Here is a 13,225-nt window from a genome sequence, read left to right on the forward strand (position 1 = left end):
TGAAGAGTTGGATCAGGCCTTCCGGTGCCGCTCCGTGCCTGGTCACACTGTTGTCATGACCCGCACTCTACGCGCGTGGAAGACGCGCGCCGCCGCCGTCACCGTCGTCGCCCTGCTGACCCTCGCCCCTGCCGTGACCGCCACCGAGGCCCACGCCACCGTGAGCGGCTCGGTGTGCCTCTCCGCGCTGCCGGCCGAGGCCGACCACACCCTCGACCTCATCGCGAGCAACGGCCCGTTCCCGTACTCCCAGGACGGCGTCGTCTTCCAGAACCGCGAGCGCGTCCTGCCGAGCAGGTCCACCGGCTACTACCACGAGTACACCGTGGTGACCCCCGGCTCGCCCACCCGCGGCGCCCGCCGCATCGTCACCGGCCAGGCGTACCGGGAGGACTACTACACCGGCGACCACTACGCGACCTTTCGGCTGATCAAGTTCACCTGCTGACCTGCTGACCTGCTGACCTGCTCACCCTGCTGACCGGCCCCTCACCCCGCTCCGCCGCCCTGCCCGGCCCCCGACGGACCCGTCGGGGGCCGGCCTGGTGGGCGCGCCCGGCCACCCGCCGCGCTCCGGCGCACGCCGGCCGCCGGCCCGGTTGTCGGCGATGATCCGCCGGAACACCGCCCCGAGGGCGGGCTCGTCGAACTCCTCGCCCTCGCGGACGGCGACCGTACGCGCGGTCGTGTCGTCGTGGCCGCCGGTGGTGGTCCCGCGCGGATCGGTCCCGTAGCCGGCCGTGGCGAAGCTCCTGCTGCCGCGGACGGGCCCGTCGTCGCGGGAGCGACGCCCGGGGTGAGCCGCGCTGCGGCCCCCCGGGTCAGAAGCCCGCCGGAAGGCCGAGGCGGTCGGCGAAGAAGGCGAGGAGGTCGGCGAAGAGCGCGGTGCGGCGGGAGGCGGCGCGGGCGCCGTGGCCCGCGCCGCGTTCCAGACGGAACAGGACCGGCTGCCCGCTGCCGGTCGCGGCCTGGAGGGCGGCCGTCATCTTGCGGGCGTGCAGCGGGTCCACCCGGCTGTCGCCGTCGAAGACGGCGAACAGGACGGCGGGGTAGCGGGTGTCGGCGCGGACGTGGTGGTACGGGGAGTAGGAGAGCAGCCGGGCGAGCTGCTCCGGATCGGCGGCCGTGCCGTACTCGCCCGTCCAGCTCGGCCCGAGGCCGGAGAGTTCGTAGCGCGCCATGTCGAGCAGGGGGGCCATGCAGACCACCGCCCCGAAGCTCGCGGGCCGCTGGGTCAGGGCGGCGCCCACCAGCAGGCCGCCGTTGGAGGCGCCCCAGATGCCGAGCTGTCCGGGGGTGGTCCAGCCGGTTGTCACCAGGTGGTCGGCGGCGGCGTGGAAGTCGTCGAAGGTGTTCTGCTTCCGGTCGAGCATCCCGTCGCGGTGCCACTGCTCGCCCTCCTCGCCGCCGCCGCGCACGTTGGCGACGGCGTAGACCCCGCCGGCCCGGACCCAGGCGAGGGCCTCCGGCGCGTACCCGGGCGTCAGCGACTGTCCGAAGCCGCCGTAGCCGGTGAGGATCGCCGGCCGGGGGCGGTCCGGGCCGCCGCGCCGGGCGAGCAGGAACATCCGGACGGTGGTGCCGTCCCGGGAGGTGAAGGCGAGTCGGCGGGTTTCGAGGCCGTCGGCCGGGTCGACGCCGGGCTCGGCCACGGCGGCCCCGGGGACGGGCCAGGGCGTCACCGCACCGGTGCGGGTGTCGTAGCAGAGCACGGCCGGGGGAGTGGCGAAGTCGGTGTGGACGAACCAGGCCCGGTGGGCGTCGGTGGCGGCGACCCGGACCTTGCCGACGGTGCCCAGCGGGGGGACGGGCACCGGGCCGAGCGGCCGGCCGTCGGCCAGGTCGTGCAGGGTGACCTCGCCGACGGCGTGCCGGGTGCGGACCACCAGGGCGAGCGGGCGGTCCGGATCGGGACCGTCGAGGATCGCGAAGTCCTCCAGGACGGCCTGCGGGTCCTCCGGGATCAGTTCGGTCCAGGTGTCCGGCGTGGGGGCGCCCGGGGTGGTGACCACGACCCGGCCCCGGGGCGCGTGCAGGTCGGTGGTGAGCCAGCAGCGGCCGTCCGGCGAGGTGCCGGGGCGCAGGTGCGGCTGGGACCGCGCGTCGAGGCCCTCCTGGAGCGGGCGCAGTCGGGGCCGGTCCGGCCGGTCCTCGGTCAGGTCGGCGATCCAGAGGTCCCGGCGGGGCACCGCGCCGGCGGCGGCGCCGACGACCAGCCAGCGGCCGTCCGCACTGATCCGCACGGTGTAGTGCTGGGTCTTCGCCCGGCCGGTGCCGAAGACCACCGCGTCCTGCTCGGGGTCGGCGCCGATCAGGTGCAGCTGGACCCGGCGGTGGTACTGGCCCTCGCCCGGGTGGAGCGCGGGGTGCAGCCGGCGGACGTAGTAGAAGCCGTCGGCGTCGGGCAGCCAGGCGACGGTGCTGCGGCGGACCCGGTCGATCGGGCCGTCCAGGACGCGGCCGGTGTCGACGTCCAGGACGAAGAGGGCGGCGTTCTCGGTGCCGCCGGACGCCACCTGGTAGGCGAGCCGGCGGCCGTCCCAGGACGGCTCCCACTCCTCCAGGGTGGTGCCGCCGGTCGGGTCGAGCAGCGCCGGATCCACCAGGACCCGGACGGCGCCGGAGGGTTCGACGACGACCAGCTCGGGGTGTTCGGCGCCGGGGAGCGAGCGGGTGAGGAACAGCCGCGCGCCGGCCGGGCGGGGGGCGGAGCGGGCACCGAGGCGTTCGGACAGCTCGGTGAGCCGGGCCTCGGCACTCGCGCGCGCCCGCCAGCCGTCGGCGGCGGCGCGGTAGCGGGCGTCCTGCTTCTCCGTCCACTCCTGGACGGCCGGGTCGTGGGCGTCCTCCAGCCAGCGGTACGGGTCGGGCGGTGGCGGGCCGTCAGTCATCCGAGCTCCTCCCGGGGTCGGTGCCGGCCGGGGCGGCGGTGGGTCCGGTGCCGGGCGCGGGGGCACGGCCGGGGGCGGGCGGGGCGGCGTGCGCGACGACGGCGGGTTCCGCCGGCTGCTCCGGGTCCGCCTCCGGGGCCGGGGCCGTCCGGGTGCCCGGGGCCGGTCCGGCCTTCGCGTCCAGGTCCGGGGTGGCCGGTGGCCCGGCCGCCGGCTGCGCGTCCCCGTCGGCCGCCGGCCCGGCGGCGAGCCGTTGGGTGGTCCGCAGCGGAATCCAGCCGCCCGCGGTGACCGCCGCCGTCAGCACCGCCATCACCGCCCAGGTGCCCGCCCCGCCGAGGCCCTGCAGCAGCGCGCCGGCCGCGACCGGGCCCAGCGCGGCCAGGCCGCTGAGCAGCAGGCCGGTGGCGGCGCTGACCCGGCCGATCAGGTGCCGGGGGGTCTGCCCGAACAGGGCGTGCCCGACCACCACGCCGGCGGCCGGCGAGAGCATCATCAGCAGCGTCAGCAGGGCGGCGACCACCCCGGGCGCGAAGGTCAGCGTGAACACCGCCAGCACCGCCGTCCAGCCCACCCCGATGCCGAGCAGGATGGTCGGCACGCTCAGCCGCTTGACGAACCACGGCGCCAGCAGGGAGCCGACGATCCCGCCGACGCCCGCGCAGGACAGCACGGGCCCGATCACCCAGCCGGAGGCCCCGTTCGCCCGCAGCTCCAGGATGACGATCACATCGATCGCGGCCGCGACCAGGTTGATGACGGCCGCGTACACCAGGATGACGAACAGCTCGCGCCGGCGGACCAGCCAGCGGATGCCCGCCGTCAGCCCGCGGTCCTCGGCCCGCGGCTCCGCGGCCGTGGGGCGGACGGCGATCCGCCAGATCAGGGCGGCCGACACGGCGTAGGAGAGCGCGTCCACGGCGAACGGCAGCATCCGGTCGGCGGCGTAGAGGACGCCGCCCAGCGCCGGACCGGCCAGGCTGACGGCGGCTTGGAGGGCCTGGCCCATGCCCAGCGCGTCGGCGAGGTCCTCCTTGGCGACGACGTCCCGGGTGAGCACGGTGTTGGCGGGCCCGAACATCGCGGTGGCGATGCCCTCCACCGCGGCCACCAGCAGCAGTTGGGCGTAGGACGGGGAGCCCCAGAGGGCGACCAGCGGGATGGTGGCCACCGCCACCAGGCGCACCAGGTCGGTCGTCAGCATGACCCGGCGCCGGTTCCACCGGTCCACCAGACCGCCCGCCGGGAGGCGGAAGCCGAGCCTGGTCACCAGGGCGACGGTGGCGACCGCCCCGGCCTGCGCCGCGTTGCCGCCCAGGCTCAGCACCAGCAGCGGGTAGGCGATCGTCGACATCGCCGAGCCCAGGTTCGACGTGAGGTCGGCGAGGAAGGACCGCCGGAAGTCGCGGTTGGTGCGCAGCACGCCAGCCAGCATGGCCGCCCCCTCCCGGCTACAGCCGGCCGGTGGCGTGCAGGTGGTCGAGGATCCGCGCGTCGACGTTGTCCTGGAAGCGCGTCATGACCTCGGTGTCGGCCTGCTCGTACTCGTAGCCGCAGGTCACCCAGCGGTCGGCCACCGAGCCGGTCTCCAGGTAGCCGTGGTCGACGTGTCCGACCTCGAAGCCCGGCTTGCCGGCCGACTGCCAGCTGCTGAACAGCGTGCCGTCGGCGTTGATCACGGCGCCCTCGCGGCCGCCGGGCTCGGAGCAGATCTGGCAGGTGGTCCGCATGCTCGGCTTGGCGAAGCGGTAGCCGCGTTCGAGCGCCTCGACCGCCCACTCGACGAAGCGGTCCTCCACCTGCCGGGCCCGCGCGAGGTCGTTGCGGTACCCGATCCCGGAGTCGCCGACCCAGGCGTAGGTGAACGTGCACCGGCTCGGGTCGACCTTGCCGTCGAGCTGGCCGAAGAGCGCGCCGATCCGGTCCACGTTGTGGTGGGAGACGTTCACCCGGAAGTTCCAGGAGAGCCGGGTGGCCTCGGTGGCCGCCGCCACGTTGGCGACGATGGTGTCGAAGGTGCCCCCGCCGGCGTGCGTGACCCGCGTCGCGTCGTGGTCCTCCCGGCTGCCGTCGAAGGTGATCTGTACCGCGCGCAGCCCGGCGGTGCCGAGCTGGACGGCCCGCCGCCCGGTCAGCAGCACGCCGTTGGTGGTCATGGCGGCGGTGGCGAGCCCCAGGGGCGTGCAGCGCTCCAGCAACTCCACGCAGCCGCGCGGGTTGAGCAGCGGCTCGCCGCCGAACAGCAGCAGGTAGAGCCGGTCCAGGCCGGCCTGCGCCATCCGCTCGGCGGTGAAGTCCACGATCCGGTCGATGGTCCGGGTGTTCAGCCGGCGGAGGTTGATCCGGGGCGGGCGGTGGCCGCCCTTCGGGTCCTGGCCGGTGTTCTGGAAGCAGTAGCCGCAGCCGAGGTTGCAGGCCGTGCTGGTCAGTACCGTCAGCGCGAAGGACTTCGCGGTCCGTTCCCGGTACGCGCCCGCGTCGCGCAGGAACTCGTCGATGTCCGGCCGCACCCGGCCGTCGGCCGCGACGTGCTCCGGTTTGAGCAGGGTCCACGTCCGGTTGCCGATGAACCACCAGCCGCGGTCGCTCCTGATCAGGCGGGGCGCGTCCACCTCGTCCAGCCGGGTGCCGATCATTGCTCTCCCTGGGGTCGGCGGGAAACGGCCGCCGTCGGCGGGCCCTGACAGCGCGAGGCTAGGCAGCCGTGGTTTGCCGCCGGTATGCGACAGGTTGACGGGCAGCTTCCGGCCGGGTCGGACGGCCGGGGCATCCACCGTCCGCCCGGGTGGGGCGACCGGGGCGCCGACGGGGGCATACCGGACGTAAACCGAACCCCAACTGGCCGCTCCTAGGCTCATGGCGACGACCAGAACGCCTGACCTCGACGTCATGGAAGAGGGCTGATCGACGTGCCCGAGCCGACCCCCGCCGACCTGCCCCCCGACCTGTCGGACGACCTGCTCGACGACCTGTCGGACCTGCCCGACACCCTCCCGGGCGCCGCGCCGGCCGACGACGAACCGGAGGTCGTCCTGCACTCCGCGGACGGGGACGACGGCGAAGCCCCCTGGTGCATAGGCAACATGACGGCGTACTGACCGGAGGGCCCGACCGATGAGCTGCCCGTCCTGCGCCACGGAACTCCCCGCGGACGCGCGATTCTGCGCCCGGTGCGGCACCCCGGTCACCCCCCCGACCCCGGCGGCCGAGGAACGCCGGGTCGTCACCGTGCTGTTCTGCGACCTCGTCGGATCGACCGAGCTGTCCGGCAAGCTCGACGTCGAGGTGCTCCGGTCGATCCTGCTGCGCTACTACGAACTGATGGAGCGTCAGATCGATTCCCGTGGCGGGATCGTGGAGAAGTTCATCGGCGACGCCGTGATGGCCGTCTTCGGCCTCACCGCGACGCAGGAGGACGACGCGCGCCGGGCGCTGGAGACGGCGGCGGACATGCTGACCGCCCTCGACGGCCTCAACACCCAGCTGGAGCGCGACCACCGGGTCCGGCTCGGGGTCAGGATCGGCGTGCACACCGGTGAGGTGGTCACCACGGCCGATCCGGCCAGGCGGCAGGCGCTGGTCTCCGGCGAGGTGGTCAACGTCGCCGCCCGGCTGGAGCAGGCCGCCGGCCCCGGCGAGATCCTGCTCAGCGCGCAGACCTGGCGGGCCTGCGGTTCCGGGCTGACCGTCGCCGAGGTCGGACCGGTCGAGCTGAAGGGCGTGGCCGGGCCGATCGAGGCCGGCCGCCTGCTGGGCCTCTCCGAGCCCGAGCGCGCGCCCCGCTCCGACGTGCCCTTCGTCGGCCGCGAACGCTACCTCAGCGAACTCGACCTGGCCTGGCGGCGGGTGGCCGAGGAGAGCGACGTCCACGTCCTCACCCTGCTCGGGGAGGCGGGCATCGGGAAGACCCGCCTGGTCGACGAATGGCTGCGCCGCTCGGCCCCCGCCGCGGAGGCGGTCGGCACCGGCCGCTGCCGGGCGGCCGGCACCGGCGGCTCGCTGCACGCGCTCGCCGAGTGCGTCGCCCCGCTGGCCGAGGAGGCCGGGCGGCACGCGCTCGACGGCTCGGCCACCGCCGCCGCGCTGGCCCTGCTGCGCACCGGGCTGCTGCTGGACGGCACCCCGGCCCCCTCCGAGGACGACACCTGCGCGGCGGTCGCCCACGTGCTCACGGTGCGCACCGGCGACCACCCGATGCTGCTCGTCGTCGACGACCTGCACTGGGCGGACCAGCCCTTCCTCGCCCTGCTCGACCGGCTGGTGGAGGACCTGCGCCGGCTGCCCGTCCTGGTGCTCTGCCTGGCCCGCCCCGAGCTGATGGACTCCTGCCCCGGCTGGGGAACGGGCCGGGCGAACTCGACCACGGTGACCGTCACCGGCCTCTCCCCGGCGGACTCCGCCGTCCTCGCCGCCCACCTGGTCGACCTCGCCCTGCACAGCCCGGCGGCCACCGAGCAGATCGTGGCCCAGGCCGACGGCAACCCGCTCTACCTGGAACAGCTCGCCGCGACGGTCGAGGAGGCGGGCGGCACCGAGGGCCTGCCGCCCAACCTGCACGCGCTGCTCGCCGCCCGGATCGACCGGCTGGACGAGGCGGACCGGACCGTGTTGCGCCAGGCCTCGGTGGTGGGGCGCGAGTTCGACGCCGAGGACCTCGGCGCCCTGGCCGGCGAGCCCGGGCTGCCGGCCGTGAGCACGGCGGTGCTGCGCACCCTGACCCGGCGCGGCCTGGTGAAGCCGATGCGCCGGCCGTTCGGTGCCGGCGCCGCCTACTGCTTCGTCAACGGCGTGACCCAGCGGGTCGCCTACGAGGGGCTCACCAAGGTCCGGCGCGGCGAACTCCATGAGCGCTACGCCGAGTACCTGCTGCGCGCCGGGCGCCCGGACGCGCTGGTCGGCACCCATCTGGAGCAGGCCTACCGGTACCGCAGTGCGGTCGGCCGCCGCACCGAGCGCAATCCGCTGCTGCGCCGGCGGGCGCTGCGCCACCTGGCCCGGGCCGGCGTCGGCGCGCTCGGCCGGGTCGACCTGCCGTGGGCGCTCACCCTCCTCCAGCGGGCCGCCGACCTCGCCGACCCGGGCGACCAGGGCCGGCCCGAGGTGCTGCAACGGCTGGGCGAGGTGCTGCTGGCACTCGGCCGCTCCGACGAGGCGCGCGAGGTGCTGGTCCGCGCCGTGGCGGAGGCCGGCGAGCACGGCGCGGCGGGAACGGCCGCCCACGCCCGGCTGCACCTCGCCGCGTCCGAACACGACGACGCCGAGCTGGAACGGGCGGCCGTCGACGGCCTGACGGTCTTCCGGGCCTGCGGCGACGAACTCGGCATGGCCCGCAGCCGCCTGGTGCTCGCCGGGTCCTGCCAGCGGCGCGGGCAGCACGGCGAGGCGGTGGCGGCGCTCGGCCACGCCCTCACCCACTCGCTCGCCGCGGCGGCCGACCGGGAGCTCGCCAACACCCTCGGTGCGACCGGGCTCTCGCTCTGGCACGGCCCGGAGCCGGCGCCGTCCGCCGCCGCCCGGTGCGAGGACCTGCTGGCCACCCACGGCGCCGACCGGCTGGCCGTGCGGGTCACGCTCGGGTTCCCGCTCACCGTGCTGCACGCCCTCCAGGGCCGGTCCGACCGGGCCGCCGAGTGCCTGGCCGACGTCCGGCGCGCGATGGCGGCGCTCGCCTACGGCGAGGGCGCGGTGTTCGGGCCGCTGCTCGACGGCACGCTCGCCGCGCTGGCGGACCGGCCGGAGCAGGCGCAGGCGGCCCTGCGCGAGGCGCTGGACGCGGCCCGGGCCCTCAACGCGGGCGGCCTGGTCCGCACCACCGCGCTCGAACTGGCCCGCGCCCAGCTCGCGGCGGGCCAGTGGCGCCGGGCCGCCGAGCTGGTGGAGGACCTGACGGTCGCCGACGCGCACCCGGTGGTGCAGGCCAACCGGTACGGCGTCCAGGCCAGGATCCGGGCGCTCGGCGGCGAGCATCCGCAGGCCCTCGCGCTGGCCCGGCGGGCCGTGCTGCTCGCCCACCGCACCGACTCGCCCGCCGACCAGGCGACCGCCTGCCTCGACCTCGCGTACACCCGTGCCCTGGTCGGCCGGCCGAAGCAGGCCCGGGCGGCGCTGCTGGCCGCGCGGCGCCGCTTCGAGGCGAAGGGGCACCTGGTCGGCGCGGCCCGGACCGGGCTGCTGGCGGAGGAGCTCGGCCTGGCCCGGGACCCCGGCCGGGAGCAGGACCGCGGGCCGGGCGGGGCGGACGGGCCGGGCGGGCCGGCGGGAGAGGGGAGCAGCCGATGACCGCCACCGGGACCGGTTCCGCCCCGGGTACCGCCGACCGGACCGCCGCCACCGGCCGGACCGGTACCGTCACCGACCGGACCGGTGGCGCCGACTGGACCAACACCGCCACCCGGGCCACCACGCTGACCTGGAACCTGCTCGACCGCCGCCCCGCCGACATCCCCGTCGCCACCTCCGAGACCGTGCCCGTCACGCCCGACTGGGCGTACGGCGGCGCGGACGGCAGCGGCGTCCGGGTCTGCGTCGTCGACAGCGGCGTCGAGGCGGGCCATCCGCTGGTCGGCGAGGTGGTCGCCTCGCACGCCGTGGTCGGGTGCGACGGCGGCCTGACGGTGGAACGGGTGGAGCCGATGGACACCTGCGGCCACGGCACGGCCTGCGCCAGCATCGTCCGGCGGGTGGCCCCCGGCTGCGAACTGCACAGCGTCCGGATCCTCGGCGAGAACGGCGGCGGGACGGGGGCCGCCCTGCTCGCCGGGCTGAGCTGGGCCATCGAGCAGCGCTTCGACGTGATCAACCTGAGCCTGTCGACCTCGCGCCCGCAGTTCAGCCAGGTGCTGCGCGAGATGGCCGACGACGCCTACTTCAACCGCTCGGTGATCGTCGCCTCGGCGCACAACTCCCGGATCGAGAGCTTCCCCTGGCGGTTCTCCTCGGTGATCTCGGTCGGCAGCCACGCCGAGGACGACTCGGACCTCGTGCTCTACAACCCGGACCCGCCGGTGGAGTTCTTCGCCCGGGGGCAGGCGGTGCAGGTCGCCGGGCCGAACGGCAGCACCACCCGCAACACCGGCAACAGCTTCGCGGCGCCGCACGTCACCGGACTGAGCGCGCTCATCCTCGGCAAGCACCCTCGTCTGACGAGCTTCGAGCTGAAGACGATCCTCTACCTGACGGCAGCCAACGTGCGGGGAGTGTGAGATCCATGGACCAGTCGGCGGACTCCACGGCGATGATCGCGGCGATCTCGGGCGCCCTGGCCGATCCCGGCCCGGACGACCGCGAACTGCTGTCCTCCATCGTGCGGGTGGCACGTTCGATCTTCGGCGCCGCCGCCAGCTCGATCTTCCTGTTCGACCGGGAGGAGGACCAGCTGGTCTTCGAGGCCGTCTCCGGGGAGGGCGAGGACTTCCTGGTCGGCACCAGGTTCCCGGCGCACCGGGGGATCGCAGGCTGGGTCGCCGACACCGGGGAGCCGGTGACGGTCGACGACCTGCGCGGCAGCGCGATCTTCGCCCAGGACCTCGCGGAGCGGACCCGCTACGTGCCGGACGCGATCATGGCGGCCCCGGTCGTCCACCGGGACGAGATCCTCGGCGTCATCCAGGTGCTCGACCCGCACCCGCAGTCCCGCTCCAGCCTGGCCGACCTGGACCTGCTGGTGGCCTTCGCCGGCCAGGCCGGGCTCGCCCTGCACGGCCTGGTCCGCAGCCGGGCGGCCCGCAGCGCGCTGGCCCTCGGCGGTGCGGAGTTCGAGCGGCTGGCCGGCATCGTCCAGGTCCTCGGCGCGCTGGCGCCCGAGCAGCGGGCCAGCGGGCTGCGGCTGGTCGAGTCCCTGCACGAGGTGCTCGCCGCGATGGCGCGCTGACCGGGCGGCGGGGCGGCGCGCTGGCCGGGTGGCGAGGCCGTCCCGGTCAGCGGCACCGGCCCGCCACCCGGTCTCGTCCAGGTGTCAGCAGCCGCCCGGCAGCGGACCCGGGCCGCGGTGCAGGGCGGCGGCGTACCGGTGGGCCAGCCTCGGCATGCGGTAGCGGACGGCGTGCGCCCGCACCTCGTCGTCCTCGGCCACCGTGACCAGATGGGCCTCGATGAGCTCCTCCACGATCCGCTCGGCCGGCTCCGCGAGGCCGCCCAGCGCCGCCAGCAGCACCGCCTGGTCGAAGGCCGGCCCCGGCAGGGCGCCGAGCGCGCCGAGCGCCGCCCGCTGCTGCGGATCCAGCCCCTGGTGGAACCGGCGGTAGCCGTCCTGGACGGAGCAGCCCCCGACCGAGAGCTCGTGGGGTCCGGCGGGCAGCCGGCCCAGCTGCTCCGCGTACTCGGACAGCGAGAGGTGCCGCAGCGTGGTGAGCTTGGCGGCCAGCGCGCGGACGACCAGCGGGGAGAGCCCGTACACCTCTTGAAGGCGGCGCAGCGTCCGGTCCGCGTCCACGAGCCGCCGCTCGTCGAGCACGCGCGCCAGGAGCTCGCGGGCCTCGCCGGGGGTGAACTCGTCGAGTTCGATGCGGTGGACGCACTCCAGGCCGCTGAGCCGGCGGGCCGAGGTGACCAGCGTGCGGGTCGGCCCGCGGCCCGGCAGCAGGCGGCGGACCTGGGACTCGCCGGTCGCGCCGTCGAGGACGAGGAGGACCTGCCGGTCGGCGATCCAGGACCGCCACAGGGCCAGCGCCGCGGTCTCCTCCCGGGGCGGGGTGAGGTCGAGACCGGTGCTCCGCAGCAGCTCGGTCAGCACCTCGTGCCAGTCGCGCGGGGTTCCGTCGGGGTGTCCCAGCGGGACGAAGACCTGGCCGTCCGCGAAGCGGTCGGCGATCCGGTGGCCGACGTGGACGGCCAGCGCCGTGGTGCCGACCCCCGGCGGGCCCGACACCGCCGTGACGTCGGTACATCGGGCCCCGCCGGTGAGGGCCGCCACCGCCGCCTCGACCTCGTCCCGGCGGCCGACGAAGTCCGCCAGGTCGCGGGGGAGTTGGGAGGGCCTGGCGTGCTCGTGCGGCCGGTCGCGGCCCGGCCGGGCCGATCCCCCGCCGGCCAGGATCGCCCGGTAGGTCTGCTGCAGCACGGGGCTGGGGTCGAGGCCGAGCTCCCGGGCGATGTACTGCCGGTGCTGTTCGAAGCAGGCGAGCGCCTGCCGCCGCCCGCCGACCTGGTCGAGCGCCGTCATGTGCAGCACGATCAGCCGCTCGCGGAACGGGTGCCGGGCGGTCAACTCGGCCAGCCGGTCCAGCAGTCCGAGCGCCCGGCCGGCCTCCACCTCCAGCTCGGCCCAGTCTTCGTACACCGCGAGGAAGCGGTCGGCGAGGCGCTCCGACTCGCGGGCCGCGAACGGGCTGCCGAGCAGGTCGACCAGGGGCCGGTCCTGCCAGAGCCGTACCGCCTCGCCGAACAGCGCCGACGCGCCGGCCGGGTGGCCCGCCCGCTGCGCCTGCCGCCCGGCCGCCGCGAGTTCGTCGAACCGCAGCAGGTCCGACTCCTCGGAGGTCACCGTCAGGGTGTAGCCGTACGGCACGTGGCCGATCCGGTCCCGCAGGACCTTGCGCAGGGCGGAGACGTACACCTGGAGGTTCTTGCGCGCCGTCCGGGGCTGGTCGCCGTCCCAGAGCGCGTCGATGAGCTGGTCGACCGACAGCACGGTGTTCGCCCGGCACAGCAGCGCGGCCAGGAGTAATCGCTGTTTGTACGGGCCGAGTTCGAGGAGGTCCTCGCCGGACCGGACCTGTAGCGGCCCGAGCATCGTGAAACGCAGCGTTCTTTCCGCACCGGTGTTCCCGGTCATATGGCCCCTCCCCCAGAGCGCGCCACGCATTGGGCACAGGTCGGGCCGGCCCGATCGGGGCCGGTCGCCTTCGTCTGTACTCCGACGGGTAGCTTCGCCGAGAAGAGGATGTCTGGCAAGGACGTGGTGAGCGATTGGTGAACAGCGGTGCCCGGGGGTCGAGTGGGACAGGACAAGCTGCCAGGAAGCCACGCACATACCGGAGTTCAACCGCCCGCTCCTAGCGTCGCACTGTGACGTCGGCCGACGTCCGAGCGCGAGCGAGAGGAGTTCCGATGTCCGACGAGGTGCAGGCACACAGCGTGGGCGGCGACGACGAGGACCTGGCGGGCTGCGGGATCCAGTTCAACGCCAGTGCCGTGGACGACGAGGTCCAGGCCCACAGCGTGGGCGAGGACGACGAGGACCTGGCGGGCTGCGGGATCCAGTTCAACGCCAGCGCCGCGGACGGCCCCGCCGGCGTCTAGCCCGACGCTTCGTCATCGGCCGACTCGCCGCCGGGCCGGACCACCCCGGCGGGACGAGGCCGGGCCGGTCTGTGCGGGTGCAACCGCGCAGGCCG

At 75.4% G+C, this 13,225-nt stretch carries 10 protein-coding genes; 6 read left to right on the forward strand and 4 right to left on the reverse strand.

Features of this window, described 5'->3' with window-relative positions; genetic code table 11:
* Nucleotides 1-55 precede the first annotated feature (55 nt).
* Complete coding sequence (locus tag OG618_RS33870) at nt 56-448, forward strand: ribonuclease (protein WP_329491448.1); 393 nt, start codon at nt 56-58, stop codon at nt 446-448.
* 373 nt (nt 449-821) lie between these two features.
* On the opposite strand, the gene OG618_RS33875 is transcribed toward OG618_RS33870, so the two are convergent.
* The 3 genes from OG618_RS33875 to OG618_RS33885 are packed head-to-tail and all read right to left on the reverse strand — an operon-like array spanning nt 822 to nt 5,527.
* Entirely contained in the window at nt 822-2,891 is a 2,070-nt protein-coding gene (locus OG618_RS33875; protein ID WP_329491449.1) for a prolyl oligopeptidase family serine peptidase, read from the reverse strand.
* Nucleotides 2,884-4,326: an MFS transporter gene (locus tag OG618_RS33880; RefSeq protein WP_329491450.1), complete on the reverse strand. Its 1,443-nt coding sequence runs from the start codon at nt 4,324-4,326 to the stop codon at nt 2,884-2,886. Before OG618_RS33880 ends, OG618_RS33875 begins: the two co-directional genes overlap by 8 nt.
* 16 nt (nt 4,327-4,342) lie before the next feature.
* A complete protein-coding gene (locus tag OG618_RS33885; RefSeq protein WP_329491451.1) occupies nt 4,343-5,527 on the reverse strand; it encodes a radical SAM protein in 1,185 nt (394 codons plus the stop codon).
* Between the two features lie 273 nt (nt 5,528-5,800).
* Between OG618_RS33885 and OG618_RS33890 the strand changes: the two genes are divergently transcribed.
* Genes OG618_RS33890 through OG618_RS33905 form a run of 4 tightly spaced genes read left to right on the forward strand, consistent with a single transcriptional unit; the run spans nt 5,801 to nt 10,761 of the window.
* Nucleotides 5,801-5,989: a hypothetical protein gene (locus tag OG618_RS33890; RefSeq protein WP_329491452.1), complete on the forward strand. Its 189-nt coding sequence runs from the start codon at nt 5,801-5,803 to the stop codon at nt 5,987-5,989.
* Nucleotides 5,990-6,005: 16 nt separating this feature from the next.
* A complete protein-coding gene (locus OG618_RS33895; RefSeq protein ID WP_329491453.1) occupies nt 6,006-9,170 on the forward strand; it encodes an adenylate/guanylate cyclase domain-containing protein in 3,165 nt (1,054 codons plus the stop codon).
* Entirely contained in the window at nt 9,167-10,093 is a 927-nt protein-coding gene (locus OG618_RS33900; protein ID WP_329491454.1) for a S8 family peptidase, read from the forward strand. The genes OG618_RS33895 and OG618_RS33900 overlap by 4 nt, the downstream gene beginning before the upstream one ends.
* A gap of 32 nt (nt 10,094-10,125) precedes the next feature.
* A complete protein-coding gene (locus OG618_RS33905; RefSeq protein WP_329492380.1) occupies nt 10,126-10,761 on the forward strand; it encodes a GAF domain-containing protein in 636 nt (211 codons plus the stop codon).
* A gap of 84 nt (nt 10,762-10,845) precedes the next feature.
* Here the strand turns inward: OG618_RS33905 and OG618_RS33910 are convergent, their stop codons facing one another.
* Nucleotides 10,846-12,663 carry an AfsR/SARP family transcriptional regulator gene (locus OG618_RS33910; RefSeq protein ID WP_329491455.1) on the reverse strand — a complete coding sequence of 606 codons (1,818 nt, stop codon included), beginning with the start codon at nt 12,661-12,663 and terminating at the stop codon, nt 10,846-10,848.
* 275 nt (nt 12,664-12,938) lie between these two features.
* Here OG618_RS33910 and OG618_RS33915 point away from each other — a divergent pair, with 275 nt between their 5' ends.
* Entirely contained in the window at nt 12,939-13,130 is a 192-nt protein-coding gene (locus OG618_RS33915; protein WP_329491456.1) for a hypothetical protein, read from the forward strand.
* Nucleotides 13,131-13,225: the final 95 nt, after the last annotated feature.

The organism is Kitasatospora sp. NBC_01246 (assembly GCF_036226505.1).
Lineage (GTDB): Bacteria > Actinomycetota > Actinomycetes > Streptomycetales > Streptomycetaceae > Kitasatospora.

What these genes read in the sequence shown, in the direction of transcription:
- OG618_RS33870 (WP_329491448.1), top strand. Translation starts at nt 56, where the DNA reads ATGACCCGCACTCTACGCGCGTGGAAGACGCGCGCCGCCGCCGTCACC.
- OG618_RS33875 (WP_329491449.1), bottom strand. Translation starts at nt 2,891, where the DNA reads ATGACTGACGGCCCGCCACCGCCCGACCCGTACCGCTGGCTGGAGGAC.
- OG618_RS33880 (WP_329491450.1), bottom strand. Translation starts at nt 4,326, where the DNA reads ATGCTGGCTGGCGTGCTGCGCACCAACCGCGACTTCCGGCGGTCCTTC.
- OG618_RS33885 (WP_329491451.1), bottom strand. Translation starts at nt 5,527, where the DNA reads ATGATCGGCACCCGGCTGGACGAGGTGGACGCGCCCCGCCTGATCAGG.
- OG618_RS33895 (WP_329491453.1), top strand. Translation starts at nt 6,006, where the DNA reads ATGAGCTGCCCGTCCTGCGCCACGGAACTCCCCGCGGACGCGCGATTC.
- OG618_RS33900 (WP_329491454.1), top strand. Translation starts at nt 9,167, where the DNA reads ATGACCGCCACCGGGACCGGTTCCGCCCCGGGTACCGCCGACCGGACC.
- OG618_RS33905 (WP_329492380.1), top strand. Translation starts at nt 10,126, where the DNA reads ATGATCGCGGCGATCTCGGGCGCCCTGGCCGATCCCGGCCCGGACGAC.
- OG618_RS33910 (WP_329491455.1), bottom strand. Translation starts at nt 12,663, where the DNA reads ATGACCGGGAACACCGGTGCGGAAAGAACGCTGCGTTTCACGATGCTC.
- OG618_RS33915 (WP_329491456.1), top strand. Translation starts at nt 12,939, where the DNA reads ATGTCCGACGAGGTGCAGGCACACAGCGTGGGCGGCGACGACGAGGAC.